We start from the raw sequence: 14,003 nt of genomic DNA on the forward strand, positions 1-14,003 counted from the left end.
ACTATGAAGAAGCTTCTCGAAGTCAAGCAACTGACCATGGATTTCGGCGGGCTGCGGGCCGTCGACCGGGTGTCCATGGAGATCTGCGAAGGGGAGATCGTTGCCCTTATCGGCCCCAACGGGGCCGGCAAGACCACCTTCTTCAATTGCGTCACAGGGATCTATAAACCGAGCTTCGGGGAAGTGCTGCTGCACCCGCCCCAGGGCAAGGCGGTGAAGATCAACGGCTTCAAGCCCAACCGGGTGACCGGCATTGGCATGGCGCGCACCTTCCAGAACATCCGCCTGTTCCCGGCCATGACCGTGCTGGAGAACGTGATGATCGGCCGCCATTGCCGCACCACCACCAATATCCTCGGCGCGGTGCTGCGCGGTGCCGGCTCCCGGCGCCAGGAGCGGGAAACGGTGGAGATGAGCTATCACCTGCTCGAGAAGGTGGGGCTGCAGGGCTTCGCCAACGAGTTTGCCCGCAATCTCCCCTACGGGGCGCAGCGGCGCCTGGAGATCGCCAGGGCGATGGCCACCGAGCCGTTCCTGCTGCTGCTCGACGAGCCGGCGGCCGGGATGAACCCCCAGGAGACGCACGACCTGGACGAGCTCATCGTGCGCATCCGCGACGAGGAGAAGATCGCCATCCTGCTCATCGAGCACGATATGAAGCTGGTCATGAACATCTCGGACCGCATCTACGTGATGGAATACGGCAAGGAAATCGCCAAGGGGACTCCCCAGGAAATCCGCACCAATCCCAAGGTCATCGAAGCCTACCTCGGCGAGGAAGCCCATGCTTAAGCTCAAGAATATCAATACATTCTACGGGAACATCCAGGCCCTCAAGGGGGTCACCATCGAGATCGCCCAGGGCGAGATCGTCACCCTGATCGGCGCCAACGGTGCCGGCAAGTCGACCACCCTGATGTCGATCTGCGGGGTGGTGCCGCCGCGTACCGGGGAGATCTGGTTCAAGGGGAGCCCGATCCAGGGGATGAGTCCCGACAAGATCGTCACCCTGGGGATCAACCAGGTCCCCGAAGGGCGTCGCATCTTCCCCAACATGTCGGTGCTGGAGAACCTGGAGATGGGCACATTTTTGCGGCGGGACAAAGAGGGGATCAAGAAGGACCTCGAATACGTCCTGGACCTCTTTCCGATCCTCGCCCAGCGCCGAAACCAGGCTGGCGGCACCCTCTCGGGGGGCGAGCAGCAGATGCTCGCCATCTCCCGGGCGCTGATGGGGCGGCCGCGCCTGCTGCTGCTCGACGAGCCGTCGCTGGGGCTGGCGCCGCTGATCATCAAGCAAATCTTCGAGATCATCAAGAAGATCAACGAGGAGAGCGGCACCACCATTTTCCTGGTCGAGCAGAATGCCAACCAGGCCCTCAAGCTGGCCCACCGCGGCTACGTCATGGAGAACGGCCGCATCACCCTGAGCGACACCGCCGAGACGCTGCTCTCCAACGAGGACGTCAAAAAAGCCTACCTGGGGATCTGAGAAAGAATACCCCCGCATGATCCAGACAAAAGCCAGCCGCATTAGCGGCTGGCTTTTGTCGTTTTTATTTGGTTATACTTATTCCCATGTGCGCAGTTTCACCAAATACCCCGGGCGCGCCAGGAGGGCCGAAGCTGGGCCTGCGCGGGCGGATGGTGCTGGCCTTCATGGCGCTCGCCCTGCTGCCGCTGTTGGCTCTCGATCTGCTGGTGGCCTACCGCAGCGAAGAGATCCTCGGACGCCGGGTCGCCCAGGAGCTCCAGGTCGAAGTGGAGACCGGAGCCGAGGCCCTCGAGGTCTATCTCGCCGGCATCCGGCGCGATCTGCTCGCCCTGGCCCGGTTTCTTGAACGGCGCCTGGAGCCGCGGGCCGAAGCTCCGGGATGGGAGGAGGTGCAGGAGGAGTTCTATCGGGTACTGCAGGCCGAGAACGCCTATTACCAGGTGCGCTACCTGGACAGCCGGGGCATGGAGCGGATCCGGGTGAACAATCTGGCCGGCCGCCTGGTGCAGGTGCCGGAAAGCGAACTGCAGGACAAGGCCGATCGCTATTACTGGCGCGAAGCCATGCAGACCGCCCCCGGAGAGGTGTACCTTTCTCACCTCGACGCCAACATCGAGTACGGCGTCCCGGAGGACCCGCTGCGCCTGGTGGTGCGGCTAGCTACGGTGGTGGCCGATGGCGCCGGGCGGAAGCGCGGGGTGGTGATCATCAACGTCTTTGGCGACCAGCTGCTGCGCGCGCTGACCCCCCTGCGCGCCGGATCTGGCACCCGGGTGATTCTGCTCGGGGACAACCGCCGCTTCGTCGAGATGAGCCGCAGCGCTACAAACCTGCAGTTTGTCTCCGGGCGCCAGGAAATCCTCGAAGCGGAATTGGGGGCAGCGCTGGCCGAAGGGTCGAGCCTCGGGGGGAACGGGGCCAGCATCGGCCGGGAGCGTCTGGTGGCCGAAGCCGCGGTCCACCCAGGGATGGACCGGCAGTGGCGGCTGTTGAAGATCGTCCCGGGTGAACAGCTGTTTTCGGAGATCACCGGGCTGCGCCGAACCCTGGCCTTTTTCGGTCTGCTGATCGGCCTGGGCGCCGCCCTGCTGGCACTTGCTGCCGCCCGGCAATTCAGCCGGCCGATCCGGCGACTCTCCCGCTACGCCCTGCGGGTGGCCGAGGGCGATTTCAGCTCACCGCCGGCCATAGGCTCCCGGGACGAACTCGGCAGGCTGGCGGGGTCACTCGCGGAAATGGGCCGCTCGCTCGCCGAATCTCGGGACCGGCTGGTTGACTGGAACCTCAGCCTGCAGCAGGAGGTGGATCGAAAGGTCGCCGCGCTGCGCGAATCCGAGGAGCGCTACCGGCTGATTTTCTCCTCCGAGTCAGACGCGATCCTGATTTTCGAAGCCGAGACCCGTGCGCTGGTCGAGGCCAACCGGGCCGCCGCCGAACTCTATGGGTACGCGCTGGATGAATTTGCCGGGCTTTGCCTGGAGGACCTGCTTTGCGATGTGGAACAGGGCCGGGCGCGGCTGGCCAGGGTCCTGGCCGGAACGCTCAGCCGAATCGAGCTGACCTATCACCGGAAAAAGGATGGCTCGGTGTTTCCCGCCGAAGTCTCGGCGGGGACCTTCCGTTGGGGAGGGAAACTGATGCTCGTCGGCATCGTGCGCGACATCAGCGAGCGGCTCGAGATCGACAGGATGAAGGATGAGATGCTCGCCGCGGTGAGCCACGAGATGCGCACCCCGCTGACGGCGATGATGGGCTTTGCCGAATTCATGTTGGATAATCCGGTGGCTGAGGCCGAGGCCCGTGAATACCTGGGGATTATCCTCAAGGAGACCGACCGTCTCCATGGGCTGATCGACAACCTGCTCAGCTTTCAGCGTCTGCGGGCGGGCTATGGGGGAGATGGTTTCGCCGGGGTGTCCCTGGAACAGCTCCTCGAGGAGGTTGCCGAGCTGTTCGGGGGGCCCTCCAGCCGGCGCAAGCTGGTGCTGGACTGCCAGGAGGGGCTGCCCGCGGTTCATGGTGACGCCGAACTGCTTCGGCAGGCGGTGGGAAACCTGGTGTCCAACGCGGTCAAGTACTCCCCACCGGGAACCCGGGTCACCCTGGGGGCGCGCGCCGCCGAGGGCTGGGTTACCCTGCGGGTCGAGGATCAGGGGCAGGGGATCCCCCCGGCGGTGCGCGAGCAGATCTTTGACCGGTTCTTCCGTATCGATCGCGGGGGGAGCAAGCGCGTCGGCGGCACCGGCCTCGGCCTGCCCCTGGTCAAGGAGATCGCCCGCCTGCACGGCGGAAGGGTGCGGGTCGAGAGCAGCGAGGGGGAAGGGAGTACCTTTTTTCTTGAACTGCCGGTGGCCGGACCCGGGCGGCCGCAGCCGCAGCGCGAATCGTCCAGCGAGGCCGAATTCGCTTAGCCTCTCCCTGGATTGTGGCGAGTGCCTGCGGAGGTGGGACTGGGGGGCCGTGCCTGGCGGCTCAGGTGAGATCGGTGCCGGTGGTGGAGGTGACCAGTTTGCCGTGCTTGACCCCCTTGGTGCCGATCAGTTCATCGGCCAGCTTGCGCACTTCGCGAGCCTTGCCCTTGACTACCACCACCTCGAGGCAGTGGTGGGCATCGAGGTGGACATGCAGCGCAGAAATGATCGCCTCGTGGTGGGAATGCTGGTGCTCGGTCAGCTTGTCGGCAAGGTCGCGGGTGTGGTGGTCGTAGACCAGGGTAACGGTCCCCACCGTCTGCTCATCCTCGCGGGCCCATTGGTCCTCGACCAGGGCCCCGCGGATCAGGTCGCGAATCGCCTCGGAGCGGTTGCCGTACCCCTTGCGGGCAATCAGCTCGTCAAAGCGCTTGAGCAGCCGATCGTCAATGGAAATTCCGAAACGAGAAAGTTCGGACATGGTTGCCGCCTCCGAGCCTGGGTGGGATGCCCACGTGTTTAGCACGCCCCTCCCCAAGGGTCAAGAATATTGCGGGGCTAGCCTCGGCTGTCCACTTCCTATCCACAGCATCTCCACCGGTGGTTCACAAGATGTAGTGTTTTTTCGGAAAAAAACCGGCTATATCTTGTGTCTTTTGCCTTGACACCCCAACTCACTGTGCTAAATTCGCCCTAATTGTGCCGGCGTTCCGCCCCCCTCGGGCGGTCCCGGAAATGCTGAACAGTTGAGAGGGAGGGTGGGAAAGATGCTCGAGTTCATTCGCAAGAGGGACGGGAGGCTGGTTTCCTTCGAAGAGTCAAAGGTCACCGAGGCCATCCGCAAGGCGGTCCGGGCCGTCGGCGGCAGCGACATGGAAAAGGCCGCCTCCATCACCCGGCAGGTGGTGGGCATTCTTCAGGTCATCTACAAGGACGAGCGGGTTCCCACGGTGGAAAACGTTCAGGACCTGGTCGAGAAGATCCTCATCGAAAATGGTCACGCCAAGGTGGCCAAAGCCTACATCCTCTACCGCAAGCAGCACGAGTCCTTGCGCAGGACTCAGGAGTTCATGAAGGAGTCGATCGAGGCGATCGATTCCTACCTCACCCAGGAGGACTGGCGGGTCAACGAAAACGCCAACATGGGCTACTCCCTGCAGGGGCTCAACAACCATATCGCCGCCAATATCACCAGCAATTACTGGCTCAACAAAATCTATCCGAGCTACATCGCTGACGCGCACCGCAACGCCGACTTTCATATCCACGATCTGGGCATGCTCTCGGTCTACTGCTGCGGCTGGGACCTGAAGGACCTGCTGCTCAAGGGGTTCACCGGCGCCTACGGCAAGGTGCAGAGTGCCCCGGCCAGTCACTTTCGCACCGCGCTCGGCCAGGTGGTCAACTTCTTCTACACCCTGCAGGGCGAGGCGGCCGGGGCCCAGGCCTTCGCCAACTTCGACACCCTGCTGGCGCCTTTCATCCGCTACGACCGGCTCGGCTTCAAGGAAGTCAAGCAGGCGATGCAGGAGTTCATCTTTAACATGAACGTGCCGACCCGCGTCGGCTTCCAGACCCCCTTCACCAATATCACCATGGACGTGACCCCGCCGCGCAACATGGCCGGGGAAGCCGTTATCTGCGGCGGGCGGATGATGGAGCAGACCTACGGAGAGTTCCAGGCCGAGATGGACCTCTTCAACCGGGCCTTCTGCGAGGTGATGATGGCCGGCGATGCCTCCGGGCGGATCTTCTCCTTCCCCATCCCGACCTACAACATCACCGCCGACACCGATTGGGAAGGCGAGCGCATGCAGCCGATCTGGGAGATGACCGCCAAGTACGGCATCCCCTATTTCAGCAACTTTATCAACTCGGATATGGACCCCGAGGATGCGCGCTCCATGTGCTGTCGGCTGCGCCTGGACAACCGCGAACTGCGCCGCCGCGGCGGCGGGCTGTTTGGCAGCAACCCGCTCACCGGGTCGATCGGCGTGGTCACTCTCAACCTGCCTCGGGCCGCCTTCCTGGCCGAAAGCGAAGAGGCTTTCTATGCCCGCATCTCGGAGCTGATGCGGCTCGCCTTCGAATCGCTGGAGATCAAGCGCAAGCAGCTCGAGCGTTTTACCGACGAAGGGCTCTATCCTTACAGCCGCTACTACCTTGCGGGTATCCGCGAGCGCAGCGGCAACTATTGGGACAACCACTTTTCCACCATCGGCCTGCTCGGCATGAACGAGGCCTGCCTCAACCTGCTCGGCCAGGGGATCGATACGGCGGCGGGCAAGGCCTTCGCCGTCAAGGCCCTGCAGTTCATGCGCGGCCAGCTCGAGGCCTTCCAGGAGCAGACCGGGCATCTCTACAACCTGGAGGCGACGCCCGCCGAGGGGACCAGCTTCCGGTTGGCCCGGGCCGACCGCAAGCGCTTTCCGGATATCCGCACCGCCGGTGGCGAAGAGCCCTACTACACCAATTCCACCCAGCTGCCGGTGGGGACCACTGAAGACATCTTCCAGGCCCTCACCCATCAGGACGCTCTGCAGACCCAGTACACCGGCGGCACCGTGTTCCACGGTTTTCTCGGCGAGCGCCTCGACGACTGGCGCAGCGCCCGGCTGCTGGTGAAGCGGATCGCCGAAAACTTCCATCTTCCCTATTTCACCATCAGCCCCACTTTCACCATCTGTCCGGTGCACGGCTACATCCCCGGAGAACACTTCGCCTGCCCCCATCATCACGAGGGGAAGGCGGCCTGACGGTAGGGGCAGACCTGCGTGTCTGCCCTGATGGTACGGCCTGCAATGAATAAGGGCGCACACGCAGGTGCGCCCCTACCTGAAGGAGGCAACATGGCAACCAAATGCGATGCGAAAACCGAGGTTTACTCCCGGGTCTGCGGATTTTTCCGTCCGGTGCAGCAGTGGAACAAGGGGAAGAAGGAAGAGTTCAAGGACCGCACCGAATACGTGGTGGGCGGCAAGAGCGAAGACTGAGCGATGGGGGTGAAGGGGTTCCAGGGGACCAGTCTGCTCGACTACCCGGGCAAGATCGCCTCGCTGGTCTTTTTCGGCGGCTGCAACCTGACCTGTCCGTTCTGCCATAACCCTTCGCTGGTGCTGGCACCCGGCGAACTGCCCGATTACCCGCTGACGGCGCTTCTGGAAGACCTCCGGGAGCGCCGCCGGTTTATCGACGGGGTGGTGGTGACCGGGGGCGAGCCGACCCTCGACCCCGATCTGCTGCCCCTGCTGCGGGAAATCCGGAAGCTCGACCTGCGGATCAAGATTGACACCAACGGCCTGGCTCCGCAGGTGCTGCGCCGAGCGCTTGCGGAAGGCCTGGTCGACTACCTGGCCATGGACCTGAAAACCTCCCCCGGGCGTTATGGTGAATTGCACCGGGCCCCGGTGGCGGTGGCAGATCTGCAGGCCAGCGCAGCGATCCTGCGGGAGAGCGGGATTCAGTACGAATTTCGCACCACCTGCGTTCCCGGTTATGTCGAGGCAGAGGATATCCAGGCAATGGGCGCGTTGATCCAGGGGGCAGAGCTGTGGGTGCTGCAGCAGTTCGAGCAGGCCCACAGCCTGGACGAGGGGCTTCGCGGGGTGGAGCAGCACCCCGTTGCCAAGCTGGGGGCCCTCGCCGAGTTGGCTGGAAGCTACGTCCGGAGTCTCAAGGTTCGCGGCATCGAGCCGTAGCGGCGGGAACCGCTGGTCGCCAAAACGCAAAAAGGGGAAGGCATGACGCCTTCCCCTTTTTGCGTTTTGGCTGGATTCTGTCGATCAGCGTCTGCCCTTAGCTCCGCGCGACGGACAGACCGGATTCTGGATCGTCCCCTGAACGGCCAGGGTGGGAAGCGCCGACAGCTAGAAGCTGTCGATGCGCAACTCGGCCCCGGAGCCGGGGCGGCCGTCGGGGGTAAGCCAGATATCATAGGGGCCGGCGGGGGCATTCAGCACCACCCGGCTGGCTTTGGAGCGCTTGCCGCGGAAGCGCACCACGCTGGAGAGTTCGGCCACCCGCTGGCCGTTTTCATAAACCTCGACAAACAGCCGTTTAAGGGTGCTGTGCTTGATGGTGACCAGGTAGTTGCCGCCGGGCAGGATCACCTGCTGGGCGTCGTTCTCCCGCGGCGCGGTGGTCCGGGTCAGGTCGATGACCATCGGCTCGAAAGGTCCGGGGTCAGTGTCGGGGATCTGTGTAAAGTTGACGGCATTGGCCGCGTTGACCAGGCCGAAGCCGAACCAATCGTCTCTCCCTACCGTGCCGAGGTCGGTGGCGGTTTGCTGCAGGCGGAAACGCACTTCGTCGTTGATTCGGCCGTCGTTGTTGAGATCTTCGATCCCCTTGGCTATGACCAGGGCGGCTACCCCGCTGACGTGGGGGGCGGCTTCCGAGGTGCCGGAGAACCCCATGTACCCGCCGCCGAGGTAGGTCGAGGTGATGTCCGTGCCCGGCGCGGCCAGTTCTACCTCAGGGCCGAGGCTGGAGAAGGTGGCGAACTGGTCGTCTATCTGGGTTGCGCTGACGGCGATCACCGAATCGTAGGCCGCCGGGTAGGTGACTGGCCCGCCGCCGAAGTTGCCCGCTGCGGCAACCACCAGGATGCCCGCCTGCCAGGCCTGGTCGCAGGCCTGCTGCAGGGCAGGGTCATTCACCGTGACGGCAAGGCTCAAATTGATGATGTCGACCTGGTTGTCGATGGCCCAGTCGATCCCCTGGATGACCCAGCTGACAAACCCTTGTCCGCCCCCGTCCATGACCCTGACGGCGTAAATTTCCGCGGATGGGGCGACACCCACCACCCCCTGGTCGTTGAGGGCGGCGGCGATGATCCCGGCCACGTGGGTGCCGTGACCGTTTTCGTCGTCGGGGACCGCATCGCCGAAGACGAAGTCGGTGCCGCCGGCATAAACGCCCGCCAGTTCCGGGTGGCTGGCGTCGATGCCCGAGTCGACGACGGCTATTTTGACCCTGGCGCCACCCGTGGTGGTGCCGGTGATGCCCTGCAGGTGCACAGCGCGGCTGCCGATGCGCTCCACGCCCCAGGAATTCTGGTATTCGATGGAAGCGGCCAGGGGGGCGATCATCTGCACCAGGGCATCCTCCTGGACGTAGGCGACCAGGGGGTTGTCTTTAAGTTTGGCGATTTCCTCCTCGGGCAGGCTCGCGGCGATGACCGGAAGGCGTTTGAACTTGCGCTTGATTTTGCCCCTGCGGGCGGAAACGGCTGATTCCTCCTGGGCGCCGGGCGCCGAGCGGAAGCCGATGATGACCCTTTTCTCGGCCGCCATGGCTTCGGCGGGAATGGACATCCCCGTGCAGACCAGGGCGATGAGGGCGAGGAACAACGGGATACTTCTCATAGCGTGCTACTCCAGAACCGACAGGAAGCCGGGCGCTCCCGGGGCCAAGCCCGGGTGGTCCATAGATTGCTGCCGGAGGTGAAGAGGGAAGATCGGAAAAGAACAAGGGGGGCCTGCCTCGGCAGGCCCCCCTGCCCGTGTTGCTGCGGAGGAATGCGTTCCGGTCAGTGACCGGAACGCCTCCGGTTGGGGTGAATTATCTCACGCGGAAGGATACCGCGTTGCTCTTTACGCCGTTGACGACCACGACGATGTCGTAGTTGCCGCGGCGGACGCTGGGCACGCGGAAGGCAATTTCATCGGCCTTCCAGCGACGGATGTCGGCCTTTTCATCGCCGAACAGCACGTAGGAGCTGCCCTGGTTACTGCCGAAGTTGGCGCCTTCGATCTTCCGGGTGTCGCGGGAGCGGCCCGAGTCGCGGTTCAGGTCGTCGATGACCGGAGCGATGACTGCCGGGGGCTCTTCCACCACGGGAGGCTCTTCCACCACCGGGGGCTCTTCCACCACCGGGGGGGCGGTGACGCTGGCGGTGGCGGCAGCGGTGAAGGTCGATTTCACCACCAGGTTCTCGCCGCAGGCGCCGCTGGCGACGATCCGGTCGTCAGCCCAGGAAATCACCTGGGCCTGGGTGCCGTTCATGAAGGCGCCGAGGTCGCTGGCCGCTGCCGGGGGAGCGCTGCCGAAGCCGCTGCCCAGGACGGTCAGGGTGCCGTTATCGCAGGTCGCCGAGGTGATCCCGGTATTGGGCATCACGGTGATGGCGATGGGGTTGGAGGTCTTGTCGTTCTTCAGCGCGGTGACCTTGTAGGTCCCGGCGGTGAGGTCGGCCGGCATGGTGAATTCCATGCGGTCGGCAGTGCGGGTGGTCGGCTGCAGGGTGCGAGCGTAGCCGTTGGCGTCGGTTACGACGACGTTGGCAGCGTAGCTCAGGGTCATGCCGTACATGCTGACGGAGTTTTCGAAGTTGGTGCCCCAGGCGACGATGTCCTTGGCTTCACCGGCGGTAAAGACCAGGCTGCTCAGGCCGCCCAGGTTCATGGCCAGGGGCCCGCTCATCGGAGCCAGGCTTGCTGCGGTGGCGGTGAAGCCATGGCAGCCCTGGCAGTCGCTGTTGGCGCCGATGTGGCCCCACCAGGGATCCTCAGCACCCGGAACTACAGTGCCGACGTTGGCAGTGGCGGGGGAGTCGACCTGGATGTTGTGCAGGGTCGGGATGCTGTGGCACTCCTCGCACTTGCGGATGGCCAGGGGGCTGCTCAGGTTGGGCACGCCCGGAGCGCTGGTCTGGTGACACCAGAAACAGCGCGGGTTGCCGTTGGCGTCGTTCAGGGCCAGGCCAGTGCTGTGGTGGGTTTCGGCGTTGCGGTACACCAGGCGACCGGTAACGGTGTCGACGGCCGGGACCAGCGGATCGGGATCGGTGTTGCTGTGGCAGTAGTTGCAGTTACCCTCGCGAACGTTGAAGGCGTTGAGTTCGCCGCCGTTGGGCTTGTTGCTCGGGAAGGGGGTCACCAGGCTCGGGGTGTAGGTCGGGATGGTGTGAGTCCCGGGATTCAGCGCCGCCTGCGGGGAGTTGTCGACCACCGAACCGTGGCAGGACTTGCAGTCGCGGCCGCGGGCATTAGCGGTGGCGTGATGGACAGTCTCCTGGTTGGGCAGCACCTCGTGGCACAGGGTGCAGTTGCGGAACGCCTGGATGACGAACACGCCGTTGACCACCTGCAGCGCGTGGCAGTTCATACAGTCGTAGGTGGTGTCGTTAATCCCGTCCTGGTTGGCGTCGGGATTGGTCGGGTTGGTGGCGGTCGTGGAGAACAGGGCGCTGGTCGCCGGGATCGCGGTGCCTACCAACAGGTGGTGACGGTTGACGTTCCCCTGGGAGATCTGGACCGGGTCGATGGGAACGCCTGCCGGGGGGGTGCCGCCCTGGGCGACGTGGCACTCACGGCACTGAGCCTCGGTCAGGCCGGAGAAGACGCCGTCGGGGATCCCGAGCTGCTGGTTGACAGGAGGTGGTGGTACGTTCGCGGAGGCAACGAAAGCCGCGCCGAAAACCAGCAGGGCGGCACAAGCCAATACCTTGAAACCGTTTTTCATTTTTTTGCTCCCTTTGTTGTTCAATTGATCAGGCCTCTTTGGTCATTTTCCGATCCCACTCGGATCGGCAGTCAAGCTGGCAGGAATTCTGCGGGGGAGTTCACCTCCTTCCGGGAAAAGTCTTTATGCGGTCTGCGACCGCCGTTACTGGCAGGGTACACCGCCCGGCGCGGGCCTTTTGGACGCCAAGGCGGTCCTGGGATTGAATTGTTGCGGGCGGCCGGTTTCAGGTGGCAGTGGGCCGCATCGCCCGAAAAAAAAAGGGTTGCCCTTGAATTCAGGCAACCCGGCTGTCTGCGTGAGACCCGCGGCTTTCCGTCCCCACCTCGCGGTGGGTTTGGCTTTTACTGCTTACGCCAAGTGATGGGGGCTTGCCACTGGCTGAAGGCAAGGCCATTTCGTCAGTTGGCTTTTTTTTTAAGGGGAGGCTTTGCGGGTAATCGGCACGATGTGCCCCAGGAAAACCTAGATGCCCCCGTGGTCGCCCCCTCCCACCAAGCCTGGGTTTTCAGGTGAATTGCTCCTAAAGATACTACGCCCCACCCAGGTCATGTCAAGGCCTAAATGATTTTTCAGCCCCGCCCAACAGCCCGAAATACCGTTCAATTCAACAGAATTTCAACCTTGGCCTGTTCGCGGAGTTTTTTCAGATGGGCCGCAAGGTTCTGCTCCCGCAATTGGCCACTTAAGAATTTGCCAATAAAGTCGCGAACTTCCTCGTAGGGCCGGACACCGCTCTGGCGGTGCTCCAGGACCTCGAGAACATGGTAGCCGTACTGGGTTTCAACCGGCTGGCTCAGCACCGCTGGTTCCGCTGCGAAGGCGACTTCGTCGAATTCCTTCGGCATGAAGCCCCGCTCCTGGTACCCCAGTTGTCCCCCTCCCGGCGCCGAGTTGCAGTCGGAGACCTCCTTGGCAACTTCCTCGAAGGGCCTGCCGTCAACAATCTCCTGGCGCGCCTTGAGTGCCTTTTCCAGGGCATTGTTGCGGGTTTCCGGGGCGTCCTCACGGGAGGCTGCGATCAGGATGTGTCGAACGTTGACTGCCTCGTTGGCTGTGAAGGCGACTTTGTTCTTTTCGAAATACTCGCGGATCTGCTCCTCGGGGACCTGCGGGTCCAGCAGTTCGTTGCGGTTCATGTATTCGCCGATCACTATCTGGCGCCGGGCGATATCTGCCAGTTCGTCGTCGGATTTGCTCCTGAGGTCCTGGCGGTGGCTCCCTTTGAGGGCCTCGATCTGCTTGCTGACCCTCTCCTTCAGGTCGGCAATGGGCAGCTTCTGGGCTGCCTGGTAAAGCAGTTCGGCGGCGATGAATTCCTCCAAGACCTTGGCCTTGATGGAATTGACGTACTGTTCCGAAGGGTTCTGGACCCCGAAGTTGCGGTATTTCCCCAGGCTCTTTTCCACCGCGGGGGCGATCTGCGCGGAATAGATGGGCTGATCGTTGACCTTTGCCACCACGACCTGGGCGTCCGGACCAGGGGCCGCGGTTTCGTCGGCCGCAGCGCAAACGGGGGCCTGGGCCAGGCCGGCAAGCAGCACAAGGGCTGCGGCAGCCACGAGTTTGCCTCGCAAAAACATTCGGGTCGGGGTGGAGCCTTGGCGGCTCCCTGGGTGAAAAGTCATCTGCATCAGGATCCTTTGCTCGGTCGGGCGGCATTCGTTGGGAATGGCCTCCCGGGGCTGGCCAAAGCTCTGGCGGACCCCTTCCGTGGTCTGCCAGGGCGAATACACTTTTCGCATTATAACCGAGCGCGGAAGAAAAGAGCAAGAGGGCCAGGGTACTGCTTCTCCGGATCGGTTACATAGAGAAGCAATTAATGTACCAAGTGAAATAAATGGAATATTTCGATGGGTTGTGTTTCATGGGCAGGCCGGTTGGCCTGCCGGGGGAGATGATTTGTTGGTGTTTGGCGACAGCTGTTTGGGTCGAAACCCGGAGTGGCGCGAAATGAGGGGATTTGTCTTTTGTCGCAAATGAGAGACGGTGAGGCGGCGGTGATTCACTTTGGCCTGCGGCGATCGACCAGCGTGGCCCTCGGCAGGGAAACTTTGAGGCCGGTTATTCTCAGCTGGCCATTCGCCCACTGTTGCTCGGAAAGCTGGAGCACCTGCAGCAGTTCGGGGCTCGGGTCCGTGGCGAGATAGCGCTCCATCAGCCCGGCAACCGTTTCGTTGAATCCCTTGCGTGAGGAGCCGTGGGCGTAATTGCGCCCGGCAAAGCGCCGGATGTCGCCGTCGAAGTTTTCGGAAATGTGATAGAGCTCGTGGATGATGGTGCTGAGGCGCTGTTCGTAGGACAGGCGCAAAAAGCGGGGGAACAGGATATAGACCAGATACAGGATCTCCTGTCCGCGATGCCTGAGGTCAGGCAGGCGGAAGGTCTCCAGGTAGCGGCCCCGCCGGCGGGTCTCTTCGCGCCGGCCGCCGCTGAAACGCAAAGGGGCGATGCGGGCGTAGACTCCGTGGGTTCCCTCGGCCCTGGAGCGGGAAATGCAGAACAGAACCCGCCGCGGGTCGATATGGCCAAGTGCGGGGAGTCGGTGCGCCAGGTCGGCGCAGAGCCGCTCGAAGTGCGCCGAGACATCGACGGCACCCTGGAGGGGGAGGCCCTTAGGGGGCATGAGCAGG

At 63.4% G+C, this 14,003-nt stretch carries 10 protein-coding genes, 1 pseudogene and 1 riboswitch; of the genes and pseudogenes, 6 read left to right on the forward strand and 5 right to left on the reverse strand.

The features are described 5' to 3' along the window. Window positions 1-3: 3 nt before the first annotated feature. From DESUT3_RS04315 to DESUT3_RS21100, 3 genes are all read left to right on the forward strand, one after another. Window positions 4-792 (forward strand): ABC transporter ATP-binding protein, encoded by a 789-nt coding sequence (locus DESUT3_RS04315; RefSeq protein ID WP_221251228.1) that lies wholly within the window; start codon window positions 4-6, stop codon window positions 790-792. Beyond that, the gene (locus DESUT3_RS04320) at window positions 785-1,492 is read left to right on the forward strand and encodes an ABC transporter ATP-binding protein (protein WP_221251229.1); all 708 of its coding nucleotides are present in this window, start codon (window positions 785-787) and stop codon (window positions 1,490-1,492) included. The genes DESUT3_RS04315 and DESUT3_RS04320 overlap by 8 nt, the downstream gene beginning before the upstream one ends. 167 nt (window positions 1,493-1,659) lie before the next feature. Beyond that, window positions 1,660-3,906, forward strand: coding sequence for a HAMP domain-containing sensor histidine kinase (locus DESUT3_RS21100; RefSeq protein ID WP_221251230.1), 2,247 nt, complete (start codon window positions 1,660-1,662; stop codon window positions 3,904-3,906). 61 nt (window positions 3,907-3,967) lie between these two features. On the opposite strand, the gene nikR is transcribed toward DESUT3_RS21100, so the two are convergent. Further along, window positions 3,968-4,387, reverse strand: coding sequence for a nickel-responsive transcriptional regulator NikR (gene nikR / locus DESUT3_RS04330; RefSeq protein WP_221251231.1), 420 nt, complete (start codon window positions 4,385-4,387; stop codon window positions 3,968-3,970). A 286-nt stretch (window positions 4,388-4,673) separates the two neighbouring features. On the opposite strand from nikR, the gene DESUT3_RS04335 reads away from it, so the two are divergent. From DESUT3_RS04335 to DESUT3_RS04345, 3 genes and pseudogenes are all read left to right on the forward strand, one after another. Then, window positions 4,674-6,662 (forward strand): ribonucleoside triphosphate reductase, encoded by a 1,989-nt coding sequence (locus DESUT3_RS04335; RefSeq protein ID WP_221251232.1) that lies wholly within the window; start codon window positions 4,674-4,676, stop codon window positions 6,660-6,662. A 105-nt stretch (window positions 6,663-6,767) separates the two neighbouring features. Continuing rightward, window positions 6,768-6,899 (forward strand): annotated as a pseudogene (gene nrdD / locus DESUT3_RS04340) (anaerobic ribonucleoside-triphosphate reductase); the annotation flags it as partial. Between the two features lie 3 nt (window positions 6,900-6,902). Beyond that, the gene (locus DESUT3_RS04345) at window positions 6,903-7,604 is read left to right on the forward strand and encodes an anaerobic ribonucleoside-triphosphate reductase activating protein (RefSeq protein ID WP_221251234.1); all 702 of its coding nucleotides are present in this window, start codon (window positions 6,903-6,905) and stop codon (window positions 7,602-7,604) included. Between the two features lie 168 nt (window positions 7,605-7,772). Here the strand turns inward: DESUT3_RS04345 and DESUT3_RS04350 are convergent, their stop codons facing one another. The 4 genes from DESUT3_RS04350 to DESUT3_RS04365 all read right to left on the reverse strand — a co-directional run bounded on the left by DESUT3_RS04350 (window position 7,773) and on the right by DESUT3_RS04365 (window position 13,996). Continuing rightward, entirely contained in the window at window positions 7,773-9,272 is a 1,500-nt protein-coding gene (locus DESUT3_RS04350) for a S8 family peptidase (protein ID WP_221251235.1), read from the reverse strand. Window positions 9,273-9,468: 196 nt separating this feature from the next. Further along, complete coding sequence (locus DESUT3_RS04355) at window positions 9,469-11,370, reverse strand: IPT/TIG domain-containing protein (RefSeq protein WP_221251236.1); 1,902 nt, start codon at window positions 11,368-11,370, stop codon at window positions 9,469-9,471. A 277-nt stretch (window positions 11,371-11,647) separates the two neighbouring features. Then, window positions 11,648-11,722: riboswitch (cyclic di-GMP riboswitch) on the reverse strand. Window positions 11,723-11,972: 250 nt separating this feature from the next. Next, a complete protein-coding gene (locus DESUT3_RS04360; protein ID WP_221251237.1) occupies window positions 11,973-12,998 on the reverse strand; it encodes a peptidylprolyl isomerase in 1,026 nt (341 codons plus the stop codon). 377 nt (window positions 12,999-13,375) lie between these two features. Further along, window positions 13,376-13,996, reverse strand: a complete 621-nt coding sequence (locus DESUT3_RS04365; RefSeq protein ID WP_221251238.1) for a putative metallopeptidase — start codon at window positions 13,994-13,996, stop codon at window positions 13,376-13,378. Window positions 13,997-14,003 lie beyond the last annotated feature (7 nt).

This window comes from Desulfuromonas versatilis, assembly GCF_019704135.1.
GTDB classification, from domain to species: domain Bacteria; phylum Desulfobacterota; class Desulfuromonadia; order Desulfuromonadales; family NIT-T3; genus Desulfuromonas_A; species Desulfuromonas_A versatilis.

Coding starts and splice junctions, on each gene's coding strand:
- DESUT3_RS21100 (WP_221251230.1), top strand. CDS start 1,660: ATGGCGCTCGCCCTGCTGCCGCTGTTGGCTCTCGATCTGCTGGTGGCC.
- DESUT3_RS04355 (WP_221251236.1), bottom strand. CDS start 11,370: ATGAAAAACGGTTTCAAGGTATTGGCTTGTGCCGCCCTGCTGGTTTTC.
- DESUT3_RS04365 (WP_221251238.1), bottom strand. CDS start 13,996: ATGCCCCCTAAGGGCCTCCCCCTCCAGGGTGCCGTCGATGTCTCGGCG.
- DESUT3_RS04335 (WP_221251232.1), top strand. CDS start 4,674: ATGCTCGAGTTCATTCGCAAGAGGGACGGGAGGCTGGTTTCCTTCGAA.
- DESUT3_RS04315 (WP_221251228.1), top strand. CDS start 4: ATGAAGAAGCTTCTCGAAGTCAAGCAACTGACCATGGATTTCGGCGGG.
- DESUT3_RS04320 (WP_221251229.1), top strand. CDS start 785: ATGCTTAAGCTCAAGAATATCAATACATTCTACGGGAACATCCAGGCC.
- nikR (WP_221251231.1), bottom strand. CDS start 4,387: ATGTCCGAACTTTCTCGTTTCGGAATTTCCATTGACGATCGGCTGCTC.
- DESUT3_RS04345 (WP_221251234.1), top strand. CDS start 6,903: ATGGGGGTGAAGGGGTTCCAGGGGACCAGTCTGCTCGACTACCCGGGC.
- DESUT3_RS04360 (WP_221251237.1), bottom strand. CDS start 12,998: ATGACTTTTCACCCAGGGAGCCGCCAAGGCTCCACCCCGACCCGAATG.
- DESUT3_RS04350 (WP_221251235.1), bottom strand. CDS start 9,272: ATGAGAAGTATCCCGTTGTTCCTCGCCCTCATCGCCCTGGTCTGCACG.